The organism is Nocardioides carbamazepini (assembly GCF_024614185.1).
Taxonomy (GTDB): Bacteria; Actinomycetota; Actinomycetes; order Propionibacteriales; family Nocardioidaceae; genus Nocardioides; species Nocardioides carbamazepini.
Genome location: NZ_JAHTLF010000016.1, coordinates 1,265,712 through 1,287,238, shown reverse-complemented (window position 1 = coordinate 1,287,238; position 21,527 = coordinate 1,265,712). Strand labels below are relative to the sequence as shown.

At 72.2% G+C, this 21,527-nt stretch carries 22 protein-coding genes; 13 read left to right on the top strand and 9 right to left on the bottom strand.

Features of this window, described 5'->3' with window-relative positions:
- Positions 1-28 precede the first annotated feature (28 nt).
- Positions 29-604, bottom strand: a complete 576-nt coding sequence (locus KVF89_RS18585; RefSeq protein ID WP_257427579.1) for a hypothetical protein — start codon at positions 602-604, stop codon at positions 29-31.
- A gap of 23 nt (positions 605-627) precedes the next feature.
- Between KVF89_RS18585 and deoC the strand changes: the two genes are divergently transcribed.
- The 6 genes from deoC to KVF89_RS18555 all read left to right on the top strand — a co-directional run bounded on the left by deoC (position 628) and on the right by KVF89_RS18555 (position 7,519).
- Positions 628-1,611, top strand: coding sequence for a deoxyribose-phosphate aldolase (gene deoC / locus KVF89_RS18580; RefSeq protein ID WP_257427578.1), 984 nt, complete (start codon positions 628-630; stop codon positions 1,609-1,611).
- An 84-nt stretch (positions 1,612-1,695) separates the two neighbouring features.
- Positions 1,696-3,132, top strand: a complete 1,437-nt coding sequence (locus tag KVF89_RS18575) for an aldehyde dehydrogenase family protein (RefSeq protein ID WP_257427577.1) — start codon at positions 1,696-1,698, stop codon at positions 3,130-3,132.
- A complete protein-coding gene (locus KVF89_RS18570; protein WP_257427576.1) occupies positions 3,132-4,001 on the top strand; it encodes an aldehyde dehydrogenase family protein in 870 nt (289 codons plus the stop codon). The genes KVF89_RS18575 and KVF89_RS18570 overlap by 1 nt, the downstream gene beginning before the upstream one ends.
- Positions 4,002-4,018: 17 nt before the next feature.
- Positions 4,019-4,180 (top strand): putative immunity protein, encoded by a 162-nt coding sequence (locus tag KVF89_RS18565; protein WP_257427575.1) that lies wholly within the window; start codon positions 4,019-4,021, stop codon positions 4,178-4,180.
- A gap of 315 nt (positions 4,181-4,495) precedes the next feature.
- Positions 4,496-5,806: an HNH endonuclease signature motif containing protein gene (locus KVF89_RS18560; RefSeq protein WP_257427574.1), complete on the top strand. Its 1,311-nt coding sequence runs from the start codon at positions 4,496-4,498 to the stop codon at positions 5,804-5,806.
- Between the two features lie 54 nt (positions 5,807-5,860).
- Positions 5,861-7,519, top strand: a complete 1,659-nt coding sequence (locus KVF89_RS18555; protein ID WP_257427573.1) for a hypothetical protein — start codon at positions 5,861-5,863, stop codon at positions 7,517-7,519.
- A 27-nt stretch (positions 7,520-7,546) separates the two neighbouring features.
- On the opposite strand, the gene KVF89_RS18550 is transcribed toward KVF89_RS18555, so the two are convergent.
- Positions 7,547-8,743: a dipeptidase gene (locus KVF89_RS18550; protein WP_257427572.1), complete on the bottom strand. Its 1,197-nt coding sequence runs from the start codon at positions 8,741-8,743 to the stop codon at positions 7,547-7,549.
- A 59-nt stretch (positions 8,744-8,802) separates the two neighbouring features.
- Here KVF89_RS18550 and KVF89_RS18545 point away from each other — a divergent pair, with 59 nt between their 5' ends.
- Together KVF89_RS18545 and KVF89_RS18540 are read left to right on the top strand one after the other, a co-directional pair.
- Complete coding sequence (locus KVF89_RS18545; protein WP_257427571.1) at positions 8,803-9,462, top strand: ATP-binding protein; 660 nt, start codon at positions 8,803-8,805, stop codon at positions 9,460-9,462.
- On the top strand, positions 9,446-9,961 hold the full coding sequence (locus tag KVF89_RS18540; RefSeq protein WP_257427570.1) for a hypothetical protein: 516 nt from the start codon (positions 9,446-9,448) through the stop codon (positions 9,959-9,961). The genes KVF89_RS18545 and KVF89_RS18540 overlap by 17 nt, the downstream gene beginning before the upstream one ends.
- Before the next feature lie 4 nt (positions 9,962-9,965).
- Here KVF89_RS18540 and KVF89_RS18535 read toward each other — a convergent pair whose 3' ends face one another.
- Positions 9,966-11,060, bottom strand: a complete 1,095-nt coding sequence (locus tag KVF89_RS18535; protein ID WP_257427569.1) for an adenosine deaminase — start codon at positions 11,058-11,060, stop codon at positions 9,966-9,968.
- A gap of 44 nt (positions 11,061-11,104) precedes the next feature.
- On the opposite strand from KVF89_RS18535, the gene KVF89_RS18530 reads away from it, so the two are divergent.
- Together KVF89_RS18530 and KVF89_RS18525 are read left to right on the top strand one after the other, a co-directional pair.
- Positions 11,105-11,557: a MaoC family dehydratase gene (locus KVF89_RS18530; protein WP_257427568.1), complete on the top strand. Its 453-nt coding sequence runs from the start codon at positions 11,105-11,107 to the stop codon at positions 11,555-11,557.
- Between the two features lie 66 nt (positions 11,558-11,623).
- Positions 11,624-12,790, top strand: a complete 1,167-nt coding sequence (locus KVF89_RS18525; RefSeq protein ID WP_257427567.1) for a CaiB/BaiF CoA transferase family protein — start codon at positions 11,624-11,626, stop codon at positions 12,788-12,790.
- 42 nt (positions 12,791-12,832) lie between these two features.
- Here the strand turns inward: KVF89_RS18525 and KVF89_RS18520 are convergent, their stop codons facing one another.
- Positions 12,833-13,735, bottom strand: coding sequence for a LysR family transcriptional regulator (locus KVF89_RS18520; protein WP_257427566.1), 903 nt, complete (start codon positions 13,733-13,735; stop codon positions 12,833-12,835).
- 89 nt (positions 13,736-13,824) lie between these two features.
- Here KVF89_RS18520 and KVF89_RS18515 point away from each other — a divergent pair, with 89 nt between their 5' ends.
- Genes KVF89_RS18515 through KVF89_RS18505 form a run of 3 tightly spaced genes read left to right on the top strand, consistent with a single transcriptional unit; the run spans position 13,825 to position 16,452 of the window.
- Positions 13,825-14,835, top strand: a complete 1,011-nt coding sequence (locus KVF89_RS18515; protein ID WP_257427565.1) for an LLM class flavin-dependent oxidoreductase — start codon at positions 13,825-13,827, stop codon at positions 14,833-14,835.
- The gene (locus tag KVF89_RS18510; protein ID WP_257427564.1) at positions 14,832-15,572 is read left to right on the top strand and encodes an SDR family NAD(P)-dependent oxidoreductase; all 741 of its coding nucleotides are present in this window, start codon (positions 14,832-14,834) and stop codon (positions 15,570-15,572) included. The genes KVF89_RS18515 and KVF89_RS18510 overlap by 4 nt, the downstream gene beginning before the upstream one ends.
- A gap of 31 nt (positions 15,573-15,603) precedes the next feature.
- The gene (locus KVF89_RS18505; RefSeq protein WP_257427563.1) at positions 15,604-16,452 is read left to right on the top strand and encodes an amidohydrolase family protein; all 849 of its coding nucleotides are present in this window, start codon (positions 15,604-15,606) and stop codon (positions 16,450-16,452) included.
- A gap of 1 nt (position 16,453) precedes the next feature.
- On the opposite strand, the gene KVF89_RS18500 is transcribed toward KVF89_RS18505, so the two are convergent.
- From KVF89_RS18500 to KVF89_RS18480, 5 genes are all read right to left on the bottom strand, one after another.
- Complete coding sequence (locus KVF89_RS18500; protein WP_257427562.1) at positions 16,454-17,689, bottom strand: transcriptional regulator; 1,236 nt, start codon at positions 17,687-17,689, stop codon at positions 16,454-16,456.
- A 32-nt stretch (positions 17,690-17,721) separates the two neighbouring features.
- Entirely contained in the window at positions 17,722-18,840 is a 1,119-nt protein-coding gene (locus tag KVF89_RS18495) for an XdhC family protein (RefSeq protein ID WP_257427561.1), read from the bottom strand.
- Between the two features lie 6 nt (positions 18,841-18,846).
- Positions 18,847-19,971, bottom strand: coding sequence for a vWA domain-containing protein (locus tag KVF89_RS18490; RefSeq protein WP_257427560.1), 1,125 nt, complete (start codon positions 19,969-19,971; stop codon positions 18,847-18,849).
- Positions 19,968-20,846, bottom strand: a complete 879-nt coding sequence (locus KVF89_RS18485) for an AAA family ATPase (protein WP_257427559.1) — start codon at positions 20,844-20,846, stop codon at positions 19,968-19,970. Before KVF89_RS18485 ends, KVF89_RS18490 begins: the two co-directional genes overlap by 4 nt.
- Before the next feature lie 72 nt (positions 20,847-20,918).
- Complete coding sequence (locus KVF89_RS18480) at positions 20,919-21,485, bottom strand: nucleotidyltransferase family protein (protein WP_257427628.1); 567 nt, start codon at positions 21,483-21,485, stop codon at positions 20,919-20,921.
- Between the last annotated feature and the right edge of the window lie 42 nt (positions 21,486-21,527).

Genomic DNA, 21,527 nt, shown 5'->3' with positions numbered 1-21,527 from the left:
CGGGCAGCCTACGAACCGGCGGAAATGGTCAGCCGACGAGGGCCAGGACGACCGTCACCACCGCGAGTACGACGAGGGCGCCGATCTCGGGCCACGCCCAGGCGAGCCGGACCTCTCCGCCCGCGCCCACGTCGCGGGCGACCCGGTCCCGGCCGTCCGCCATCCGCCGGCGCAGCTTGTCCTCGATCAGCCAGGCCGTCGACCGCTTCTCCAACGGCGTGTCGTCGGTGGCCCTCTTGTCGTGGCGGATGGTCCGGCGGGTGCGGCCGAAGCCGCTGCCGACGTACTTCGCCTCGCCGACCTGCACGACGGTCACCTGGCCGATCTCCAGGGACGTGATCAGCGCGAACGGAACCCAGCGGGTGTGCAGGGCGTTGCGCAGCTCGAGCTCCTCGCGGTGCAGCCGCAGTGCGGGGCGGATCAGGATCGCCCAGATCAGCACCCCGAGGAGGAGGCAGAACGGGTACGCCCACGCCGCGAAGCCCGCCTCCGGATCGAGCAGGCCGTAGCCGATCGCGATCGCCACGAAGACGAGACCGATCACACCGACGACAAGTCCGCCCGAGCTGTAGCGCTCGGCCTTCTCGACACCTTCGTTCTGCACGCTGCCAACCCTATGCTGGGCAGATGTCGACCACCGTCCCCACCGATCCCGCTCCGGGACTCGCGGCGTACTCCGAGGTGACCGCCAGCGAGGCCTCGTTGCGTCGGTTCCTGCACGGCCTGCCCGGCGTCGACCAGGTCGGTGCGGAGGCACGCGCGGCCGGGCTCGGGACCCGCTCGATCAAGACGACCGCGAAGGCGTGGGCCCTGGACCTGGCGATCCGGATGGTCGACCTCACGACGCTCGAGGGGCAGGACACCCCCGGCAAGGTGCGGGCGCTCGCCAACAAGGCACTGCGTCCGGACCCCGCTGACCCGTCCTGTCCGTCGGTCGCCGCCGTGTGCGTCTACGGCGATCTGGTCGGCGAGGTCAAGGCGATCGTCGGGTCGCAGGTCAACGTCGCCGCGGTGGCGACGGCGTTCCCCAGCGGCCGCGCGTCGATGGCCGTCAAGCTGGCCGACACCCGCGACGCGGTCGCCCAGGGTGCTGATGAGATCGACATGGTCATCGACCGGGGTGCGTTCCTGGCCGGGCACTACCTCCAGGTGTTCGAGGAGATCGTCGCGACCCGCGAGGCCTGCGTGCGTCCCGACGGCTCGCACGCCCACTTGAAGGTGATCTTCGAGACCGGCGAGCTGCAGACCTACGACAACGTGCGCCGTGCGTCGTGGCTGGCGATGCTGGCCGGGACCGACTTCATCAAGACCTCCACCGGCAAGGTCCAGCCGGCCGCGACGCTGCCCGTGACGCTGGTGATGCTCGAGGCGGTGCGCGACTTCCGCGAGGCGACCGGCGTCCAGATCGGCGTCAAGCCCGCCGGCGGCATCCGCACCACCAAGGACGCGATCAAGTACCTCGTCATGGTCAACGAGATCGCCGGCGACGACTGGCTCGACCCGGACTGGTTCCGCTTCGGCGCCTCGACGCTGCTCAACGACCTGCTGATGCAGCGCACGAAGATGACCACCGGCCGCTACAGCGGTCCCGACTACTTCACCCTGGACTGATCTCCGTGAACGAGCGAAGCGAGTTCACCATCCAATACAGCCTCTTCGGGCCCCGTTGGTGCCCGCAGCGAAGCGAGGACACCAATGGGTTTTGAGTACGCACCCGCCCCCGAGTCGCGCAGCATCGTCGACATCAAGGCGTCCTACGGCCTGTTCATCGACGGTGAGTTCGTCGACGGACGGGGCTCCTCGTTCAAGACGATCAACCCTGCGACCGAGGAGACCCTCGCCGAGGTCGCCGAGGCCTCGGATGCCGACGTCGACCTGGCCGTGAAGGCGGCGCGCCGTGCGTTCCGCGGCTGGTCGCGGATGTCGGGCAAGGAGCGGGCGAAGTACCTGTTCCGGATCGCCCGGATCATCCAGGAGCGCGGGCGCGAGCTGGCGGTGCTGGAGTCGATCGACAACGGCAAGCCGATCAAGGAGAGCCGCGACGTCGACGTACCCGTCGTCGCCGCCCACTTCTTCTACTACGCCGGCTGGGCCGACAAGCTGGAGTACGCCGGGCTCGGGCCGAACCCGCAGCCGTTGGGTGTCGCCGGACAGGTGATCCCGTGGAACTTCCCGCTGCTCATGCTCGCGTGGAAGGTCGCCCCGGCGCTGGCGTGCGGCAACACCGTCGTCCTCAAGCCGGCCGAGACCACTCCCCTGACGGCCCTGCTGTTCGCGGAGATCTGCCAGCAGGCCGATCTGCCACCGGGCGTCGTCAACATCGTGACCGGCGCCGGCGGCACCGGGCAGGCCGTCGTGTCGCATCCCGATGTGGACAAGGTCGCCTTCACCGGCTCGACCGCGGTCGGCAAGGCCATCGCCCGCGCCATCGCCGGAACGGACAAGAAGGCCACCCTCGAGCTCGGTGGCAAGGCCGCCAACATCGTGTTCGACGACGCGGCCATCGACCAGGCCATCGAGGGCATCGTGGGCGGCATCTTCTTCAACCAGGGCCACGTGTGCTGCGCGGGCTCGCGGCTGCTGGTGCAGGAGTCGGTGGCCGACGAGGTGCTCGCCCGGCTCAAGCGGCGGATGGGGACGCTGCGCGTGGGTGACCCGCTCGACAAGAACACCGACATCGGCGCGATCAACTCCGCCGAGCAGCTCGGCCGGATCCGTGAGCTGTCGGAGATCGGTGTAGCCGAGGGGGCCGAGCGGTGGGCGCCCGCCTGTGACCTGCCGTCGTCCGGGTTCTGGTTCCCGCCGACGATCTTCACCGGCGTCACCCAGGCGCACCGGATCGCGCGCGAGGAGGTGTTCGGCCCGGTGCTGTCCGTGCTGACCTTCCGCACGCCGGCCGAGGCGGTCGAGAAGGCCAACAACACCCCCTACGGCCTCTCCGCCGGCGTGTGGACCGAGAAGGGCTCGCGGATCCTCCACATGGCCTCCCAGCTCCGGGCCGGCGTGGTGTGGGCCAACACGTTCAACAAGTTCGACCCCACCAGCCCGTTCGGTGGCTACAAGGAGTCCGGCTACGGCCGCGAGGGCGGGCGCCAGGGCCTCGCCGCCTACCTCAAGGGAGCTGACGCCTGATGGCTCGCATCGACGTGCGCAAGACCTACAAGCTCTACATCGGCGGCGCGTTCCCGCGCTCGGAGTCGGGGCACTCCTACGAGGTCGCCGACAGCAAGGGGAGGTTCGTGGCCAATGCCGCCCTCGCCTCCCGCAAGGACGTCCGCGACGCCGTCGTCGCCGCCCGCAAGGCTGCTTCCGGATGGGCCGGGCGGACGGCGTACAACCGCGGCCAGATCCTGTACCGGATCGCCGAGGTCATGGAGGACCGCCGCCCGCAGTTCGAGGAGGCCGTGCGCCAGTCCGAGGGCATCACCGCGGCCGCCGCACGTAGCCAGGTCGACGCCGCCATCGACCGGCTGGTCTGGTACGCCGGCTGGGCCGACAAGCTCGCCCAGGTCATCGGCAACGCCAACCCGGTCGCCGGCCCGTTCTTCAACCACACCGCTCCTGAGCCGACCGGCGTCGTCGGCGTCCTCGCCCCGCAGTCCTCGTCGCTGCTGGGCCTGGTCTCCGTCGTCGCGCCGGTCATCGTGACCGGCAACGTCGCGGTCGTCGTGTCGTCCTACGACCGGCCACTGCCCGCCGTCACCTTCTCCGAGGTGCTCGCCACCTCCGACGTCCCCGGCGGCGTGGTCAACATCCTCACCGGCGACGCCGTGGTCCTCGGCCCATGGCTGGCCGCGCACATGGACGTCAACGCCATCGACCTCGCCGGCGTCGCCGGGGACGCCGAGCTCGCCACCTCGCTCGAGGTCGCGGCCGCCGACAACCTCAAACGCGTCCGCCGGGCGCCGGAGACCGAACCCGACTGGACCAACGACCCCGGGCTGTCCCCCATGACCGGCTTCGTGGAGCACAAGACGGTCTGGCACCCCATCGGGATCTGAGTCGGCGCCCGCACCCCATGGCGGGTGACTTCGAGCTGACGCCCGACAAGCTGCGTGAGGTCGCGCGATTCGCGCAGGCCGCGGCGCAGCCCGTCCTGTCGGTCTTCGAAGACGCCTGCCCGGACGATCCCCTCCCCCGGGCCGCCCTCGACGCAGCACTGCGCGGCCGCGTCCGTTGACCGGCAGGGCACGGAGGCACCGGCGGAGGGCTCCGGAACTGCCCGTGCGCTTCAGTCTCGTAGCCGGTTGCGTTCCGAAAGGGCAGCGACGAGAAGGGTAGGGAGGAGGCTGGGTTCGGCGGTCGGGCTGCGGTCCGGGAGGCCGTGGTTCGGGAGGCCGTGGTTCGGGAGGCCGTGGTTCGGGAGGCCGTGGTTCGGGCACTTCTGTCACGGATGGTGACGTTGGCTCTCCACATCCCGCTGATCGGGTTTCGCCTGTCCACAAGCGGGTTTCCGCCGCTTTGAAGTGTCGTAGCCGGATGGGAGAATCCAGTCATGGATCTCGGAACCCGGCCCCGCACGACAGCCTCGCTGCTGTCGCGTCTGGGTGCTGGGGTCGAGGCCCGCAACCAGCTCCTCGTCGAGGAGTGGGCGGGGATCGTCACCTGGGCCGGCGACCACATCGTCGACAGCCCCGAAGGCGCGGCGATCACCGAGGGGTACCTCGACACCGGCGTCCCGATCGCCGGTGGCGGGGCACCGTTGGTGTCGGAGTTCGCGTTGATGGAGCTCATCGCCGTCCTCGGCCGCACCCCGGACGGTGGCCGGGCCTACGTCGGTCGGGTCATCGAGTGCGCCTGGCGCCTCCCCCACGTCTACGCCGCCGTGGCCGCGGGCCGGTTGGCGCCGTGGCGGGCCGAACGGATCGCCGACCTCACCCGCCCCCTCTCAGCCGACGCGGCCGCGTTCGTCGACCGGCAGCTCTTCGATGCCTCCGGCGTCGGGTGGGCACAACTCGAACGACTCGTCGCCGAGGCGGTGATCCGGTTCGACCCCGAACGCGCCGAGGCCGAACGACAGGCCGCCGCTGACCGGCGCCGGTTCGACATCGGTGGAGTCGACGAGCACGGCCTGGTCCACCTCGACGGACTCCTCGACGCCGCCGACGGACACGACCTGAACCAAGCGGTCGCCCGACGAGCCGAGACCCTCGCCCGGCTCGGTGACGACTCGACGCTCGACGTGCGGCGCTCCAAGGCCGCCGCCGAGCTCGCCCGCCACGACCTCGCCCTGGACCTGCTGATCCCCGACCCCGACACCGGCGAGATCCTCGCCACCGTCCCCGGCCGCAAGGTCGTCCTCAACGTCCACATCACCGACACCACCATCAGCGACGATCACCCGTTGGCGAACCCGGTCGGTCGGTGGGACGAGGGCCGCTGCCCCATCACCTCGGCACAGATCCGGGAATGGCTGCGGGCCAAGGACACCACGATCATCGTGCGACCGGTCATCGACCTCGCCGACCACCTCCCCGTCGACTCCTACGAGATCCCCGACCGCCACCGCACCCGCGTGATCCTGCGCGACCACACGTGTCGGTTCCCCCACTGCACCCGACCCGCGCAACGCTGCGACATCGACCACGCCCGACCCTACGGTCAGGGCGGACTCACCTGTCCGTGCAACGAAGTCGCCCTGTGCCGACGCCACCATCGGGCCAAGACCCACTCCACCTGGCACTACGAAATCCCGATGCCGGCCACCTACATCTGGACCAGCCCCGCCGGGTTCCGGTTCCGCGTCGACCACCACGGCACCCACCCCATCCACGACACCGACGACCCCAGCCCACCGGACGGGTAGCGATTACGCACGATCCCCACTGCGCGATCGACTCGGCACGAGTTGGCTGGGGCGGTGCCTCCTGTGCTGCGTCCGCTGCGTCCCGGCCTGCTCACCCTCACCCTGACCGCGAGCCTTGCCGGCGTTGCCGGGCTCGCACCGGTTCCTGCCGCCCACGCGGCCGAGGCGATCGGGACCGTCGTCGGCAACACCGCCGCCTGGGGTGACCGCGACCCGGCGAACGACCAGGACGGCGACAGCGTCTACGGGTACGCCGACAACTACTACGGCCAGCAGGACGTCCCGGCCGATCTCGCCGGCAAGAGGATCACCGCGGTCGCGGCCTCCGACACGAACTCCGTCGCGCTCGACAGCGACGGCAAGGTGCACGTGTGGGGGTACGCCGGGGTGCCGGCCAACGGCTGGGGCACGGCGCCACCAGCAGCGCTCGCGAGCCAGACCGTCACGGCGATCGATGCCTTCTTCTACGGGATGATCGCGTTGACTGCGAACCACACCGTCCACACCTGGGGCTCCGCCCACGCCGTCCCCGCGGCGCTGTCCGACAAGAACGTCACCAAGGTCGCGATGGGCGGCGCCGCGCTCGCGCTGACCGACGAGGCGGGCGGAAAGGTCTACGCCTGGGGCAACAACCTGTGGGGCGAGGCCGTCGTACCGCCGGCGGCGCAGTCGGGCGTGATCGCGATCGCGGGTGACCGCGTGAGCAGCCTGGCGCTGAAGGCGGACGGGTCGATCGTCATGTGGGGCGCGCCGTTCGGGACGGTGCCCGCCCCGGATCCGGGCCGGCATTTCGTCGACATCTCCGCCGGTGGCGACAACAAGTACGCCGCCATCGATGACGCCGGCAAGGTCTACACGTGGGGCTACTTCCCCCCGGCGCCTCCCGCGGAGCTGACGGACGAGCACGTCGTCGCCATCGACGTCGGCGCCACGATGACCAGTGCCGTCACCGACACGGGCGAGCTCTTCCTCTGGGGCGACGACGGCTACCGGTACATCCACCGGGCCGGCTGCCCCGACACCGTCGACCCCTCGTGCACGGCGGCGGACAGCGACAACCGGGCGTTCCTGCCGGCCAACGTGGCCGGTCGGCCGGTGCTCGACGTCGCCGTCGGCAACAGTCACCTCGTCGCCGCTCTGCAGACCCCGGTGACCAACCTGGCTCCGCCCACCATCAGCGGCACCGCCCGGGTCGGGCAGACCCTGACCGCGACCCCCGGCGGCTGGCTCCCCGCCGACGCCGCGATCGGCTACCAGTGGCGGCGCAACGGCGCGCCGATCGCGGACGCCACGGCATCGACGTACACCCTCACCGACAGCGACGACGGCGCCACCATCACGGTCGCCGTCTCCGGCACGAGGAGCGGCTATCTGCCCTCGACGGCCGCCGTGTCCGACGCGCTCATCGGCGCACCCCGGACTCCGCCGGTGTCGGTCGCGGCGATGACGGCCACCGCTCCCACGATCACGGTCAAGACGCGGCACAAGGTGGTGCGCAAGCTCGTCGTGGCCACCGGCCAGGCGAGCGTGCCGGGCGCCCAGGTCACGGTGCAGTGGCTGCGCAACGGCAAGGCGATCACGGGCGCCACCGCCACGACCTACCGGGTGACCCGCAAGGACCGCGGCGCCAAGGTCCGGGCCCGGGTGACCTGGACCGCCGTCGGCCATACCGGCACCCAGGCACTCACCCGGGCGGTGAGGGTCCCCCGCTGACCTCGGCTCCGTCGCCGAGCCCCCGGGTCAGTCCGGCAGCGTCGCCCGAAGCACCCGCAGTGTGTTGCCGCCCATGATCGCGGCGATCGACGCGTCGTCGTACCCACGGTCCACGAGCTCCTGGGTGATGGCGGCGAGGTGGGTGGTGTCCCAGCCGACGGTGGTGGCGCCGTCGTAGTCGCTGCCGAGGGCGGCGGTCTCGATGCCGCCGACCTGCACGACGTGGTCGATGGCGTCGACGACGGCGGCGGTGCTCAGGGTGCAGACCGCGGCGTCCCAGTAGCCGACGCCGACGACGCCCCCGGTGGCGGCGACGCCGCGGATCTCGTCGTCGGTGAGGTTGCGGTTGACGTCGCAGGTGGCCTGGACGCCGCCGTGGCTGAGCACCACCGGCCTGGTGGCGAGCGAGAGCATCTCGGCGACCGCGTCGTGGCTGGCGTGGGCGATGTCGACGACGATGCCGCGGCGCTCCATCTCGGCGAAGACCTTCCGGCCCAGGTCGGTGAGCCCGCCCTTCTCCTCGCCGTGCATCGATCCCGCGACCTCGTTGTCGAAGAAGTGGGTGAAGCCGGCCATCCGCATGTCGGCGTCGTAGAGCCGGTCGAGGTTGTCGAAGTCCCCCTCGAGGTTCTGCAGGCCCTCGACGGAGAACAGGGCGCCGGTGACCTGCTTGCCGCCCTCGCGGTCGGCGATCAGCCGGTCCAGGTCGCGCCGGGAGCGGATCAGCCGCAGTGAGCCGTGCGACTCACGGGTGGCCTTGTGGAGCTTCTCGCCGTGGTAGAGCGAGCGCTGCAGCAGCGAGGTCCAGGTTCGCGGCGGCTGGAGCTGCGCAAAGGTGAGCAACGTGATGTTGTCGCTGTCAGCCGAGTTGCTGTCGTAGTTCTGTCCCTTCGGGGACTTCGACACCGACGAGAAGACCTGCAGCGCGACGTTCCCGTCCTCCATCCGCGGCAGGTCCAGGTGACCACGCCCGGACCGGTCCAGCAGGTCGCGGTCCCACATCAGCGTGTCGGCGTGCATGTCGACGACCTGCAGCGAGTCGTGCAGCCGCTGCGTCTCCGGGCTCACCTCCGGCAGGTCCGCCGGGTCGACCTTATTCATGCCGCTCTCGACGATCCTCGGCGCGAACGTGAAGAACCCGATCGCGGCGACGACCACCAGCGCCAGCAGCGACAGCACGGTGATCCTGACCCAGCGGCGCGGACGCCGTCCTCCCTCTCCCATGGGCCGAACCTACTGCGCCGGCTCGCTCCCCCGCGGCAGGTACGGCAGACTCGACCCTCATGACCGACGGATGGCCCGGGGCCCGCGTGATCGTGCTCGCCGGTCCGTCCGGGTCCGGCAAGTCGCGACTGGCCGAGCGGCTCGCGAAGGCGTACGGCTGGCCGACCCTGCGGCTCGACGACTTCTACCGCGACGGCGACGAGCCGGGGCTGCCGCTGATCGCCGACGGCGGCCCCCTCACCATGGCGGGCCTCGTCGACTGGGACCACCCCGGCAGCTGGAACCACGAGGACGCGTTCGCCGGGCTGCGCGAGCTCTGCGCGACGGGCAGCGCCGAGGTGCCGGTGTACTCGATCTCCGGGAGCCGCCGGACCGGCACGCAGCGCCTCGAGCTCGGCGACGCCCGCCGGTTCTGCGCGGAGGGGATCTTCGCGACCGAGATCGTCGAGGAGTGCCGGCGCGCGGGCATCCTCGCCGCGGCGTACTGCATCACCCAGCACCCGGTCGTCACCTTCTGGCGCCGGCTGACCCGCGACCTGCGCGAGCACCGCAAGCCGCCCCTGGTGCTGGTCCGCCGCGGCCTGGCCCTCGCCCGTGCCCAGCGCCAGATCGTCCGCCGTGCGACCGCTGTCGGCTGCCGGGTCGCCACCGGCGACCGGGCGTTCGCCGAGCTGCGCGAGCGCCGCGACCAGGAGGACGACCATGCGCTGGCCGACTGACCTCGCCCCCGACCGGCTCCGCCAGCCCGACACCCGCAGCTGCGGCGCCGCGAGCGTGCTCGGCGCCCGCGCCCTGCTGACCGAGTGGCGCCCGGAGCACCCCGACGACATCACCGAGGAGCACCGGCTCCTCACCTCGTCCCGCAGCCCGCGCGACCGCCTCCAGATGCCCTGGCCGCGCGCACTCGGCACCCCGCCCTGGGCGGTCGCCAACGCGCTGCGCGCCCTGACCGGCGAGCACATCGCGACGGTGTTCGTGCGCCCCCGCCCCGCGATCGGGTACGACGTCCTGCGCGAGCAGCTGCGCGGCCGGCCGGTCGGCGTCTATCTCGGCAACCGGTGGCTGCCCCGCCACGTGGTGCTCGCCGTGGGCGCCGTCGAGGGCGGTGTCGAGGTGTTCGACCCCGCCCGGGGGCAGCTGGTCACCGTCCGGGAGCAGCAGTGGACCGGGCACCGGGTCGGCGTCGCCGGCTGGTCCCACTTCTGGTTCGTGGTCTGAGCGGTCAGCGACCCAGCTGCTCGGCGTACCAGGGCTTGATGGTCTCGGTGATCAGCCGGTAGCGCTCGTCGTAGGGGATGAAGGCGGACTTCATCGCGTTGACGGTCAGCCACTCCAGCGCGGCCCAGCCGTAGTCGAAGGTCTCGGCGAGCAGCCCGAACTCCCGGCTCAGCGTGGTGCGGCTCATCAGCCGGTTGTCGGTGTTGACGGTGACCCGGAACCGCAGCGACGCCAGCAGCCGGATCGGGTGCTCGGCGAGCGACGGCGCGGCGCCGGTCTGCACGTTGGACGACGGGCACATCTCGAGCGGGATCCGCTTGTCCCGCACGTACGACGCCAGCCGGCCCAGGCGCGGCGTGCCGTCCTCGTCGATCGTGATGTCGTCGACGATCCGCACGCCGTGGCCGAGCCGGTCGGCACCGCACCACTGCACGGCCTCCCAGATCGACGGGAGGCCGAAGCCCTCGCCGGCGTGGATGGTGAAGTGGGAGTTCTCGCGCTGGAGGTACTCGAACGCGTCGATGAACCGGGTGGGCGGATAGCCCGCCTCGGGACCGGCGATGTCGAAGCCGACGACGCCGCGGTCGCGCCAGGCGATGGCGAGCTCGGCGATCTCCATGGCGCGCGCGGCCTGGCGCATCGCGGTGAGCAGGTGCCGGACGATGATCCGGCTGCCGGACGCGGCGGCCGCCGCCATGCCCTCCTCGAAGCCCTGCTGGACGGCGGCCACCACCTCCTCGAGCCCGAGGCCGGACTCGACGTGGAGCTCGGGGGCGTAGCGGATCTCGGCGTACACGACGCCGTCGGCGGCGAGGTCCTCGACGCACTCACGGGCGACCCGGGTCAGCGCCTCGACGGTCTGCATGACGCCGACGGTGTGGGCGAAGGTCTCCAGGTAGCGCTCGAGGGAGCCCGAGTCGGCGGCCTCCGCGAACCACTGCGCGAGCGCCTCGGCATCGGTCTCCGGCAGGGCGTGGTCGACGCCGGCCGCGAGCTCCACGATGGTGGCGGGACGCAGCCCACCGTCGAGGTGGTCGTGGAGCAGCACCTTGGGTGCCGCCCGCAGCAGGTCCTCCGGCAGGCCACGTGTAGGTTCCATGACCGCATTCTTACCGCTTCCACCCGGACCCCAGGAGCAGACACGTGCGGACCTTCACCACCTTCGACGAGCTGATCACCGCCAACGGGGAGGTCCTCGGCACCGGGGACTGGGTCGAGATCACCCAGGAGCGGGTCGACCGGTTCGCCGAGGCGACCGGTGACCACCAGTGGATCCACGTCGACGTGGAGCAGGCGAAGGCCGGCCCGTTCGGCGGCACCATCGCCCACGGCTACCTCACCCTGTCGCTGATCCCGTGGCTCGGCCAGTCGATCTTCGCCTTCGAGACCCCCGGCGCCAAGCTGAACTACGGCGTCAACAAGGTGCGCTTCCCCCACCCGGTCCTGGTGGGCCGGCGGATCCGGCTGACGGTCACCCTGGCCGAGGTCACCGAGCTGCCCAGCGGCTACCAGGCCACGCTCAAGCACGTCATCGAGATCGACGGCGAGGACAAGCCCGCCGCGGTCGCGGAGACCGTGGTGCTGCTCCTGCCCTGATCACGACGGATCTCTTGGCAGAACCTGCCCTTCTCGGGCCTTGATCTCGTCAATAGTGTCGGCACCATGACCGCGCCTCTCGCCGACGTCCTGGTCCTCGACCTCACCCGTGCCCTCGCCGGCCCCCATGCCGCGATGATGCTCGGCGACCTCGGGGCCCGGGTGATCAAGGTCGAGAGCCCGACGGGCGACGACACCCGGACCTGGGGTCCGCCGTTCGTGGACCCCACGGAGGGCGAGCGCGAGTCGACGTACTTCCTCTCGGCGAACCGCAACAAGGAGTCGATCACCCTCGACCTCAAGGACCCCGCCGACCAGGACGTCCTGGCGAAGCTGGTCGAGCGCGCCGACGTGCTGATGGAGAACTTCCGGGTCGGCGTCCTGGACCGCCTCGGCTTCCCGATCGAGCGCCTGCACGCCCTCAACCCCCGGCTGATCGTCCTGCAGATCACCGGCTTCGGCCACGACGGCCCCGAGGCGAAGCGCTCCGGCTTCGACCAGATCGCCCAGGGCGAGGGCGGCCTGATGTCGCTGACCGGCCTCACCGAGCCCACCAAGGTCGGCGTGCCGATCGCCGACCTCCTGGCCGGCATGAACGGCGCGTACGGCGTCGTGTCGGCCCTCTACGAGCGCGAGCGGACCGGCCGCGGCCGCGTGGTCCACACCTCGCTGCTGGCCGGCATGGTCGGCGTGCACGCCTTCCAGGGCACCAAGTGGACGGTCGCCAAGGAGGTCCCCGGCCTGGCCGGCGGCCACCACCCGTCGATCGCCCCCTACGGCATGTTCAAGACCTTGACCGCGCCCGTGCAGATCGCCTGCGGCTCGGAGAAGCTCTGGCAGACCTTCGCCACCGAGTTCGGCATCGACCCGGCTGCGCCGGGCTTCGCCACCAACCCCGAGCGGGTCACCAACCGCGACGCGACGATCGCTCTCGTCGAGGGCGTGCTCGCCGACCTCACCGCCGAGGAGGCGCTCGCGCGGCTCGACGGCGCCGGGGTGCCGGCGGGCAAGGTGCGCACCCTCGATGACGTCTACGCCTGGGACCAGACGCTGTCCCAGGGCCTGCTCATCGACGTCGAGCACACCACCCTCGGCGACATCCAGCTTCCCGGGCCCACGCTGCGCTTCGACGACAACGCGTACGCCGGCGGCCGCGAGCGGCACGTCGCGCCGCCGACGCTGGGGCAGCACAACGACGAGATCCGGGCCTGGCTGGAGACCGACCAGGGCTGAGCCCGCGGAGGGGACGGGGGGCGACAGGGGCGACAGGACCGTTCAGTCGGTCCAGCCCTGGTCGTGGGCGAGCCGGCGCACCACCCGCAGCACGGCCGCGACGGCGGGAGAGTCGCGGAGGCTCTCCTCCCGGTAGGTGAGGAACCACGGCACCGAGCGGGCCGGTGACATCGGCCGCCAGACCAGTCCGTCGAGATGGTCCCGGCTGACCGACGCGAGCGTGAGCATGACCGTGTCGGCGTCGTGGAGCACGTCGCTGCCGGTGCTCAGGCCGAAGACCACCTCCTTCGACCAGCGCGCGGTGACGCCGTGCTCGCCGAGGTAGGACGTCACCCAGGCGTCCCACGAGCTCATCTCCGGGTCGATCGAGAGGACCGGGTGGTCGGCCAGCTGCGCCGGCTCGACGAGCTCGGCGCGGGCGAGGGGATGCCGCTCGCTGACCAGCACGCCGATCCGCTCGTCCCGCACCTTGACACTCTGCAGGCCGGCCCGCCGGATCGATCCGGCGATGGCCAGCGTCAGCTCGCCGTTGAGGAGGTTCTCGGCCACGTCGCGTCGCGGCAGCGTCGTCTGGTGGATCGCCGCGCCGGGGACGTGCGCCCGGGCCGCGGCGAGGATCCGGCGCGGGGTGATCAGCGACGACTCGCTGACGTGGACCCGCAGCACCTCGGGCAGCCCGCCCGCGACCCGGGTCTGGACGACGGCCTGCTGCACCGAGGCGAGGATGTCGCGGGCCGCGGTGACCAGCACGTCGCCCGCGGCCGTCGGCGCGATGTGCCGGCTGCTGCGCTCGAAGAGTCGTACGGCGAGCCGACGCTCGATGCGCTGCAGCGACTGGCTGAGCGCCGGCTGCGCCATGTGGAGCCGGGCCGCGGCGCGGGTGATGTTGCGTTCCTGAGCGATCATCTCGACATACTCGAGGTCGCGGAGCGTCAGATCCATCATGTTGACATGCTAGATCGACGGTGATGTTGGACGTGGGCAGGGCACCGGTCGCGGACCAGGATGAAGGTCCCCGACCGAAGGAGCACTCCGTGCGAGTAGGGCTCACCCTGGAGATGAAGGCGTCGCCGTACCGGAAGCAGTCCTGGACCGACCTCTGGGAGGACTGTCTGTGGACCTTCACCGAGGCCGAGCGCCTCGGGTTCGACTCGCTGCTGGTGCAGGAGCACTTCTTCAGCGCCGACGGCTACGGGCCGTCGGTGCCGATCTTCCTGTCCCAGCTGATCAGCCGCACCACGACGGCGCGCATCGGCTCCTACATCTACGTCGCGCCGCTGCACCACCCGCTCGCCCTGGCCCAGGAGACCGCGGTGCTCGACCAGCTCTCCGGCGGCCGGCTCGACGTCGGCATCGGCATCGGCCACCGGATCGCGGAGTACGCCGCCTTCGGACTCGACCCGCGCACGCGGCCCTCCCGGATGGAGGAGGCCATCGAGCTGCTCAAGCTGGGCTGGACGGGCGAGGAGGTCCACTACGACGGCAGGTACCACCGGATCCCCGGTCTCCAGGTCCAGCCGACCCCGGCCCAGGAGCCGCACCCGCCGCTGTGGGTCGCGGCCACCACGGTCGCCGCGGCGACCCGGGCCGGGCGGCACGGCGCGAACCTCGCCGGGGCCTCCGTCGATCCCGAGGTGCATGCCGCCTACCACGCCGCCCTCGCGGAGGCCGGCCACGAGCCCGGCTCGACGCGGGTCTCCAACCCGTGGAGCATCACGGTCACCGACGAGGACCCCGAGAAGGTCTGGGAGCGCAACCGGCATCTCTACTTCGAGCGCTGGGACTACTACCGGCGCATCCGCAGCGAGTTCGGCGACCCCGACCTGGACTACGGCCTCGCGCCCTCGCACGACAGCTACCGCGCCAACGAGCTGATCGGCGACCCGGAGACGGTGCTCGCGGTGCTCGAGCCGTTCGTCAAGGATCTCGGCCTGACCGACCTGGTCCTGTTCGGGCCCCATCCCGGCATCGACCTGCGGGGCGAGGGCATCGAGAGCCTGCGTCGGTTCGCGGCCGACGTGCTGCCCACGCTCCGGTCCTGGTGAGCGCCGTCCCCGGCCGGGTGCTGGTCACCGGCGCGGCCGGCGACGTCGGCTCCGCGCTCGTGCACCTGCTGGCGCGCGAGGGCACCGAGGTCATCGCGGCCGACCAGCGGCTCGACCGTCTCGACGCGGTCGTCGCCGCCGCGCCGGGCACGGTCGCGGCCCTGCCGCTCGACCTGACGCAGGACGCCTCGATCCGCGAGGCCGCCGCGGCGATCGGAGCGCTGCCGGCGGCACCGCTGAGCCTGGCGCACTGCGCCGGGATCACCCGGCTGGCGCGGTTCGCCGACTCCGATCCTGCCGACTGGGACCTGATGTACCAGGTCAACCAGCGGGGCCCGCTGCTGGTGACCCAGCTGCTGCTGCCGGCGATCACGGCGGCACCGGGCTCGGTGGTCTTCGTCGCCTCCGACTCGGCGCGGGCCGGTGCCGGCCAGGAGGTGGCGTACGCCGGCACCAAGGCGGCCCTGCTGGGCGCGGCGAAGAGCCTCGCCCGCGAGCTGGCCCGTCACCGGACCCGGGTCAACGTCGTCAGCCCGGGTCCGCTCGAGGGCGCGATGTCTGCTGCGGCGACCGGCACCGACCCGGCGTACCTCGACCGCCTCCTGCGCAGCATCCCGCTGCGCCGGCTCGGCGCCCCCGCCGAGGTGGCGGACTGCGTCGCGTGGCTGCTCGGCCCCGGCGCCCGCTACATCACCGGACAGACGATCAGCGTCTCCGGCGGCATCACCATGCAGTGACCCTGTCCCCCACCCCAACGAGGAGAACCTGATGCGAGTCGTCGACTCCCACATGCACCTGATCGACATCACCGCCCACGACTGGTACCCCGGCCTCAAGATCTGGTCGGAGGGCCTGCAGAAGCCGGATCTCTACCGCGACTTCTCGCTGGAGACCTACCGCGCCGCGGCCGGCGACCTGCGGGTCGACACCTTCGTCCACGTCTCCGCCACCACGAAGCCGGGCGCCCACCTCGCCGAGGCGGCCTGGCTGGACGAGCTGGCCGAGGCCCACGACCTCGACCTCGCCGTGGTGGGCACCGTCGACCCCGCCGGCGGCGCCGCGGAGATCCGGGCGGAGCTGGACGCCCAGGGCGCGAGCCCGCGGTTCCGCGGGGTCCGCGTGCTCTACGGCTTCGACCCCGGCACCCCCGCCGCGGACACCGTGCTCGGCTGGCTCGACGAGCGTGGCCTGGTCTTCGACCTGGTCATCAACCCGGAGGCGATGACGCCCTGGCTGCGCACGCTCGAGCGCTTCCCCGACCTCCCGGTCGTCCTGGAGCACACCGGCTGGCCCAGCGCCGTGGACACCGACGGTCGCGCGGACTGGCAGGAGGCCCTCCGGCAGTTCGCGACGGCGACCTCGGCGCCGTGCAAGCTCTCCGGGCTGGGCATGGCGACCATGGACGTCTCGGAGGCGAACCTGCGGCCGTGGCTGGAGTTCGCCATCGACCAGCTCGGCTGGGAGCGCGTGATGTTCGGCTCGAACATGCCGATCGAGACGATGGGCGGCTCGTTCGGGCAGCTGATCACGACGCTGCGCGCGGTCGTCGGCGAGGCGTCGCCGGCCGAGCAGGCCCGGTTCTGGGGCGAGAACGCCGCGGCGGCGTACCGGCTCTGACTCACGCGTCGGCGACGGCCAGTCGTGCCTTGAGCAGCGGGATGGCCGGATGGCGCAGCCGGCCCTCGCGGCCGAGCTCGGCGAGGCAGGCCTCCAGCACGGCCGTGTCGTACGGCGCCAGCTCGCTGTAGTGCAGCACCGCGTCCGGCTGCGGGTCGGCGAGCAGTGCCTCGCGGACCGCGACCGCGACGTACTCCCCCATCTCGACGAGCGCCGGGCTCTCGGTGCCGGGCAGCAGGTCACCGCCGTAGGCCTCGACCGCGGCGGCGACCTGACCGCGGCGCAGCAGCGTCAGCACGTGGTCGACGTCGGTGGCGATCGGCATCAGCAGCCGGTAGGGCCGGGACGCGAGCTGGCCCGCCAGCGCGTGGCGCAGATGGGACACCTCCGCCTTGAGCGTGGAGAACGTGACCGCGTGGTCGCCGTAGAGCATCGCGTGCAGCTGGTCGAGGGAGAGACCGTCGGGATGCAGCGCGAGCAGCGACAGGATCTCGGTCTGGCGGCGGTTGAGCAGCAGCCGCTGACCGTCGACCCGCGCCTCGGCGGTGCCGAGCAGGCTCAGCACGAGGCCCGGCTCGGCGATCTCCTCGGGCGACTCGTCGACGTACTGATCGGTGCGCGGCAGCGCCTGCTCCACGAGCCGCGCGAGCACCCGGGCCGTCGCGAGGCCGATCGGATGGGTGCGGTCCCAGGTGGTCGAGATGTCGAGGACGCCGAGCTTGACGCCGCTGACCGGGTCGTGCAGCGGAGCGGCCCAGCAGACCCAGTTGTGCACGATCGCGGCGTAGTGCTCGGCGCTGAACACCATCGACGGCCGGTCCAGCCGGTTGGCGAGGTCGAGCGCGTTGGTGCCCACCGACCGGTCGTCCCAGCGCCCGCCGGGCACGAAGTTGACGGTCTCGGCCTTGCGCCGCATCACCCGCCCGCCGTAGGTCCACAGCACCCGGGTGTCGGGATCGGTGACGGCGAGGACCAGGTCGCCGTCCTCGGCGGTCCGGCGCAGCTCGTCCTCCACCCGCTCGACGGCGATCTGCAGGGGCGAGCCCTGCCAGAAGGAGCGGGTCTCGGTCTCGTCGGCGAGCGGCGCCTGCACGACGTCGCGGGCGACGGAGGCACCGGAGCGGGTCCAGCTGTCGAGGATCTCGGGCCGGACCGTGGTCAGCGTGCCGTCACCCTCCTCGGCCCAGGTCGTCCAGGCGGCCAGGGCCCGCCGCCGACGCCGGTCGAGCTCGTCCATGACCGCACCCTACCCCTCGGGCGTGAGCCCGATCACGCGTGGATGCGACCGGCCCGCATGGCCAGCGGCTCCCCCGACCCGCCCCAGCGGCCCGCGACGATCTCGGCGGCGATGCTGATCGCGGTCTCCTCCGGCGTGCGGGCACCCAGGTCGAGCCCGATCGGGCTGTGCAGCAGCGCCAGCTCCGCCTCGATGAGGCCGGCCTCGCGCAGCCGCTCCATCCGGTCGTCGTGGGTCCGGCGCGAGCCCATCGCGCCGACGTAGCCCACCTCGGGCAGCCGGAGCGCGACCTCGAGGAGCGGTACGTCGAACTTGGGGTCGTGCGTGAGCACGGTGATCACGGTGCGGGAGTCGACCCGGCCGGCCTCCTGCTCGGCGGCCAGGTAGCGGTGCGGCCACTCGACGACCACCTCGTCGGCGCCGGGGAACCGGCTGGTGGTCGCGAACACGGGGCGGGCGTCGCAGACGGTGACGTGGTAGCCGAGGAAGGCGCCGATCCGCGCGACCGCGGCGGCGAAGTCGATCGCTCCGAAGACCAGCATCCGCGGCGCCGGCGCGAAGGCCCACACGAAGACCCGCATGCCCTCACCGCGCCGCTCGCCATCCGGCCCGTAGGACAGGGTGCCGTTGTGCCCGGAGGCCAGCAGGCCGACGGCGTCGTCGCGGACGGCGGCGTCGATCCGGGGGCTGCCGAGGGTGCCCGCCGGCTCCGTGTCGGGGTGCAGGACGACCCGCCTGCCGACGTACGACGGGTCGGGATGGTCGACCACGGTCGCGACGGCCACCGGCCGGCCGGCCGCGATGTCGGCGGCGATCTCGCCGAGCTCGGGGAAGGTCTCGCGGTTCACCTTCTCGACGTAGACGTCGAGGATCCCGCCGCAGGTGAGGCCGACCGCGAAGGCGTCGTCGTCGGAGACGCCGTAGCGCTGCAGGGTCGGTGTACCGGAGGTCGTCACGTCCTGGGCCAGGTCGTAGACAGCGCCCTCGACGCAGCCGCCGGAGACCGAGCCGACCGCGGACGCGTCCGGGCCGACCAGCATCGAGGCGCCCGGCGGCCGTGGGGCGGATCGGAAGGTCGCGATCACCGTGCCCATCCCGATCGTGTCCCCCGCCTCCCACCAGGCGAGCAGCTGGGGCAGCACCTCACGCATCCGGCATCATCTCCCGACCTCCTCGAGCAGCGCGACGAAGGTCGCGAGCGAATGACCGGCCAGGAACGCGTCGACATGGGGCAGGACGGCCACGATGCCCTGCTGCACCGGGACGTAGCCGTCCTTGCCGCGGTGCGGGTTGACCCAGACGACCTTGTGCGCAAGCCGGTGCAGCCGGTCGACCTGCTGGGCCAGCAGCACGGTGTCACCACGCTCCCAGCCGTCGCTGAAGATCACCACGACCGCGCCGCGCGCCATGCCGCGACGACCGTGCCGGTCGACGAAGGCGCGCAGCGTCTCACCGAGACGGGTGCCGCCGGACCAGTCGGGCACGACGTCGCCGGCCGCCGCGAGCGCCCGCTCGGGGTCGCGCCGCTTGAGGGCGCGCGTGAGATGGGTGAGCCGCGTGCCGAGGCTGAAGACCTCCACGCCCGGCCCCGCGTTGACGACCCGGTGCGCGAGGCGGAGCAGCGCGTCGGCGTACCCGCTCATCGAGCCGGACACGTCGATCAGCAGCACCACACGGCGGGCTCGGGTCGCCGGTCGGCGGCGGTGGATCTCGGCCGGCTCACCCATCCGGCGCAGGCTGGCCCGCAGGGTCCGGGAGGCGTCGACGTCGCCGCGCCGGTGCGGCGTACGGCGGGCGGTCGGTCGCGTGGGCAGCCGGACCGTCAGTGCGGCGAACATGGTCGCGAGCCGGGCCCGCTCGGCCGGCTCCAGGGTCGCGACGTCCCGGTGCCGCAGCACCTCCGCGACGCTGGCGGCCGCCCGGACAGGGTCGTCGTCCGGGTCCGGCCCCCCCGGTCCGGCGTCCTGGTCGTCGGGCAACAGCGCGGCCGTCGCCCGGTGCTGGGTGGTCCGAGGCCGGCTCACGGGCGTGCTGATGTCGCGGTGGAACCACTCCTCGAAGATCCGGTCGTGGCGCTCAAGGTCCTCCGGGGTCGCGCAGAGCGTGGCGCGGCCCGCCGCGCGGGTCGCCGCACGATCGCCGATGCCGACCAGCGCGACGGCGTCGAGGTAGGCGCGGGTGCGGTCCTGGGTCACCGGCACCCCCGCCGCCCGCAGGGCCGTGGCGAAGCCCAGCAGGATCTCGTCGGGCTGGTGCGCCAGCCCGTTCAGCACGGTGGTCATCTCGCCAGCATCCGGTCGAGCGCGGCGCGCACCCGCTCGGCGTCGTCGCGGTACTTCACCAGCGCGCCGAGGGTCCGCGCCGCGGTCTCGACGTCGAGGTCCGCGGTGCCGAGGTGGTGCAGCGCCCGCGCCCAGTCGAGCGTCTCGGCGACGCCCGGCGGCTTGAGCAGGTCGGTGTCCGAGCGCAGCTGCTGCACGACCTCCACGACCTGGTGGGCGAGCGTGGCGCTGACCTCGGGCGCCCGGGACCGCACGATCGCGATCTCGCGCTCCAGGCCCGGGTGGTCGATCCAGTGGTAGAGGCAGCGCCGCTTCAGCGCGTCGTGCAGCTCGCGGGTCCGGTTGGAGGTCAGCACGACCGTCGGCGGCGTCGCCGCCTGCACGGTCCCGAGCTCGGGGATGGTCACCTGGAAGGTCGAGAGCACCTCCAACAGGAACGCCTCGAACTCGTCGTCGGCCCGGTCGACCTCGTCGATGAGCAGCACCGCCGGGCTCTGCTGCAGCGCGGCCAGCACCGGCCGCGCGAGCAGGAACCGCTCGTCGTACAGGCTCTTCTCGGCCTCCTCGACGTCACCGGGCCGGCTCCCCGACAGCGCCTCCAGCGCGCGCAGGTGGAGGATCTGGCGCGGGAAGTCCCAGTCGTAGAGCGCCTGCGTCGCGTCGATCCCCTCGTAGCACTGCAGCCGGATCAGCGGCCGGTCCATCGCCTCGGCGATCGCCTCGGCCAGCGCGGTCTTGCCGGTGCCCGGCTCGCCCTCCAGCAGCAGCGGCCGCGACATCTCCAGGGACAAGAAGAGCACCGTGGCCAGCTCCTCGTCACAGAGGTATCCGGTCTCCTCCAGCCGGCGTGCGAGATCGGCGACGCGGGTGTCCATGCCTCAAGGCTAGGGGGCGGTCGTTGGCGCGAGGTTGGCAACTCCTGCCGAAGTCAGCGCGGCACCGCGCCATCATCGCCGATCGACATCGGCCCCGGTGGCGAGATCACCGCACTCGACCAGCGTGACGTCGTGACGCGCGAGGTAGGCGCGCGCACCCCGGTCCCCCGCTGCGCTGTCGGCGACCCCGGCCCAGTGGTCGCGACCGAGGAGGACGGGGTGGCCGGGCACCCCGTGGTACGACGCCCGGGCGAGTGCCGCGGTATCGGCACCCACCGAGGTGACGACCCGGGTGACGACCTCCGCGGTGACGTCGGGCAGGTCGACCAGGTGGACCAGTGCTGCGACGGTGTCGTCGCGGGAGGTGAGCGCCGCCAGGCCGGCGGCCAGAGAGGCGCCCATCCCCGACGACCAGTCGGCGGAGCGGACCACCGTCACGCCGGGGAGCCCGACGAGCAGCGGCTCGGCCTCGTCGGCGCCCGCGCCGAGCACCACCACGACCTGCGGGCAGCCGCCGTCGAGGAGCACCCGCACCGACCGGGTCAGCCACGGGCCGCCCGCATCATCGGGGTCGCGGACGAGCGCCTTGGGCATGCCCATCCGCCGACCCGCGCCCGCGGCGAGGAGGAGTCCGTGCATCACGGGACGAGGCTAGTGTGGCCGCTTTGCCGGGCGCGCACG

What these genes read in the sequence shown, in the direction of transcription:
- KVF89_RS18525 (WP_257427567.1), top strand. Translation starts at nt 11,624, where the DNA reads ATGACCGCGCCTCTCGCCGACGTCCTGGTCCTCGACCTCACCCGTGCC.
- KVF89_RS18495 (WP_257427561.1), bottom strand. Translation starts at nt 18,840, where the DNA reads ATGCGTGAGGTGCTGCCCCAGCTGCTCGCCTGGTGGGAGGCGGGGGAC.
- KVF89_RS18490 (WP_257427560.1), bottom strand. Translation starts at nt 19,971, where the DNA reads ATGACCACCGTGCTGAACGGGCTGGCGCACCAGCCCGACGAGATCCTG.
- KVF89_RS18540 (WP_257427570.1), top strand. Translation starts at nt 9,446, where the DNA reads ATGCGCTGGCCGACTGACCTCGCCCCCGACCGGCTCCGCCAGCCCGAC.
- KVF89_RS18565 (WP_257427575.1), top strand. Translation starts at nt 4,019, where the DNA reads ATGGCGGGTGACTTCGAGCTGACGCCCGACAAGCTGCGTGAGGTCGCG.
- KVF89_RS18560 (WP_257427574.1), top strand. Translation starts at nt 4,496, where the DNA reads ATGGATCTCGGAACCCGGCCCCGCACGACAGCCTCGCTGCTGTCGCGT.
- KVF89_RS18520 (WP_257427566.1), bottom strand. Translation starts at nt 13,735, where the DNA reads ATGATGGATCTGACGCTCCGCGACCTCGAGTATGTCGAGATGATCGCT.
- KVF89_RS18480 (WP_257427628.1), bottom strand. Translation starts at nt 21,485, where the DNA reads ATGCACGGACTCCTCCTCGCCGCGGGCGCGGGTCGGCGGATGGGCATG.
- KVF89_RS18570 (WP_257427576.1), top strand. Translation starts at nt 3,132, where the DNA reads ATGGCTCGCATCGACGTGCGCAAGACCTACAAGCTCTACATCGGCGGC.
- KVF89_RS18550 (WP_257427572.1), bottom strand. Translation starts at nt 8,743, where the DNA reads ATGGGAGAGGGAGGACGGCGTCCGCGCCGCTGGGTCAGGATCACCGTG.
- KVF89_RS18500 (WP_257427562.1), bottom strand. Translation starts at nt 17,689, where the DNA reads ATGGACGAGCTCGACCGGCGTCGGCGGCGGGCCCTGGCCGCCTGGACG.
- KVF89_RS18545 (WP_257427571.1), top strand. Translation starts at nt 8,803, where the DNA reads ATGACCGACGGATGGCCCGGGGCCCGCGTGATCGTGCTCGCCGGTCCG.
- deoC (WP_257427578.1), top strand. Translation starts at nt 628, where the DNA reads ATGTCGACCACCGTCCCCACCGATCCCGCTCCGGGACTCGCGGCGTAC.
- KVF89_RS18535 (WP_257427569.1), bottom strand. Translation starts at nt 11,060, where the DNA reads ATGGAACCTACACGTGGCCTGCCGGAGGACCTGCTGCGGGCGGCACCC.
- KVF89_RS18575 (WP_257427577.1), top strand. Translation starts at nt 1,696, where the DNA reads ATGGGTTTTGAGTACGCACCCGCCCCCGAGTCGCGCAGCATCGTCGAC.
- KVF89_RS18505 (WP_257427563.1), top strand. Translation starts at nt 15,604, where the DNA reads ATGCGAGTCGTCGACTCCCACATGCACCTGATCGACATCACCGCCCAC.
- KVF89_RS18485 (WP_257427559.1), bottom strand. Translation starts at nt 20,846, where the DNA reads ATGGACACCCGCGTCGCCGATCTCGCACGCCGGCTGGAGGAGACCGGA.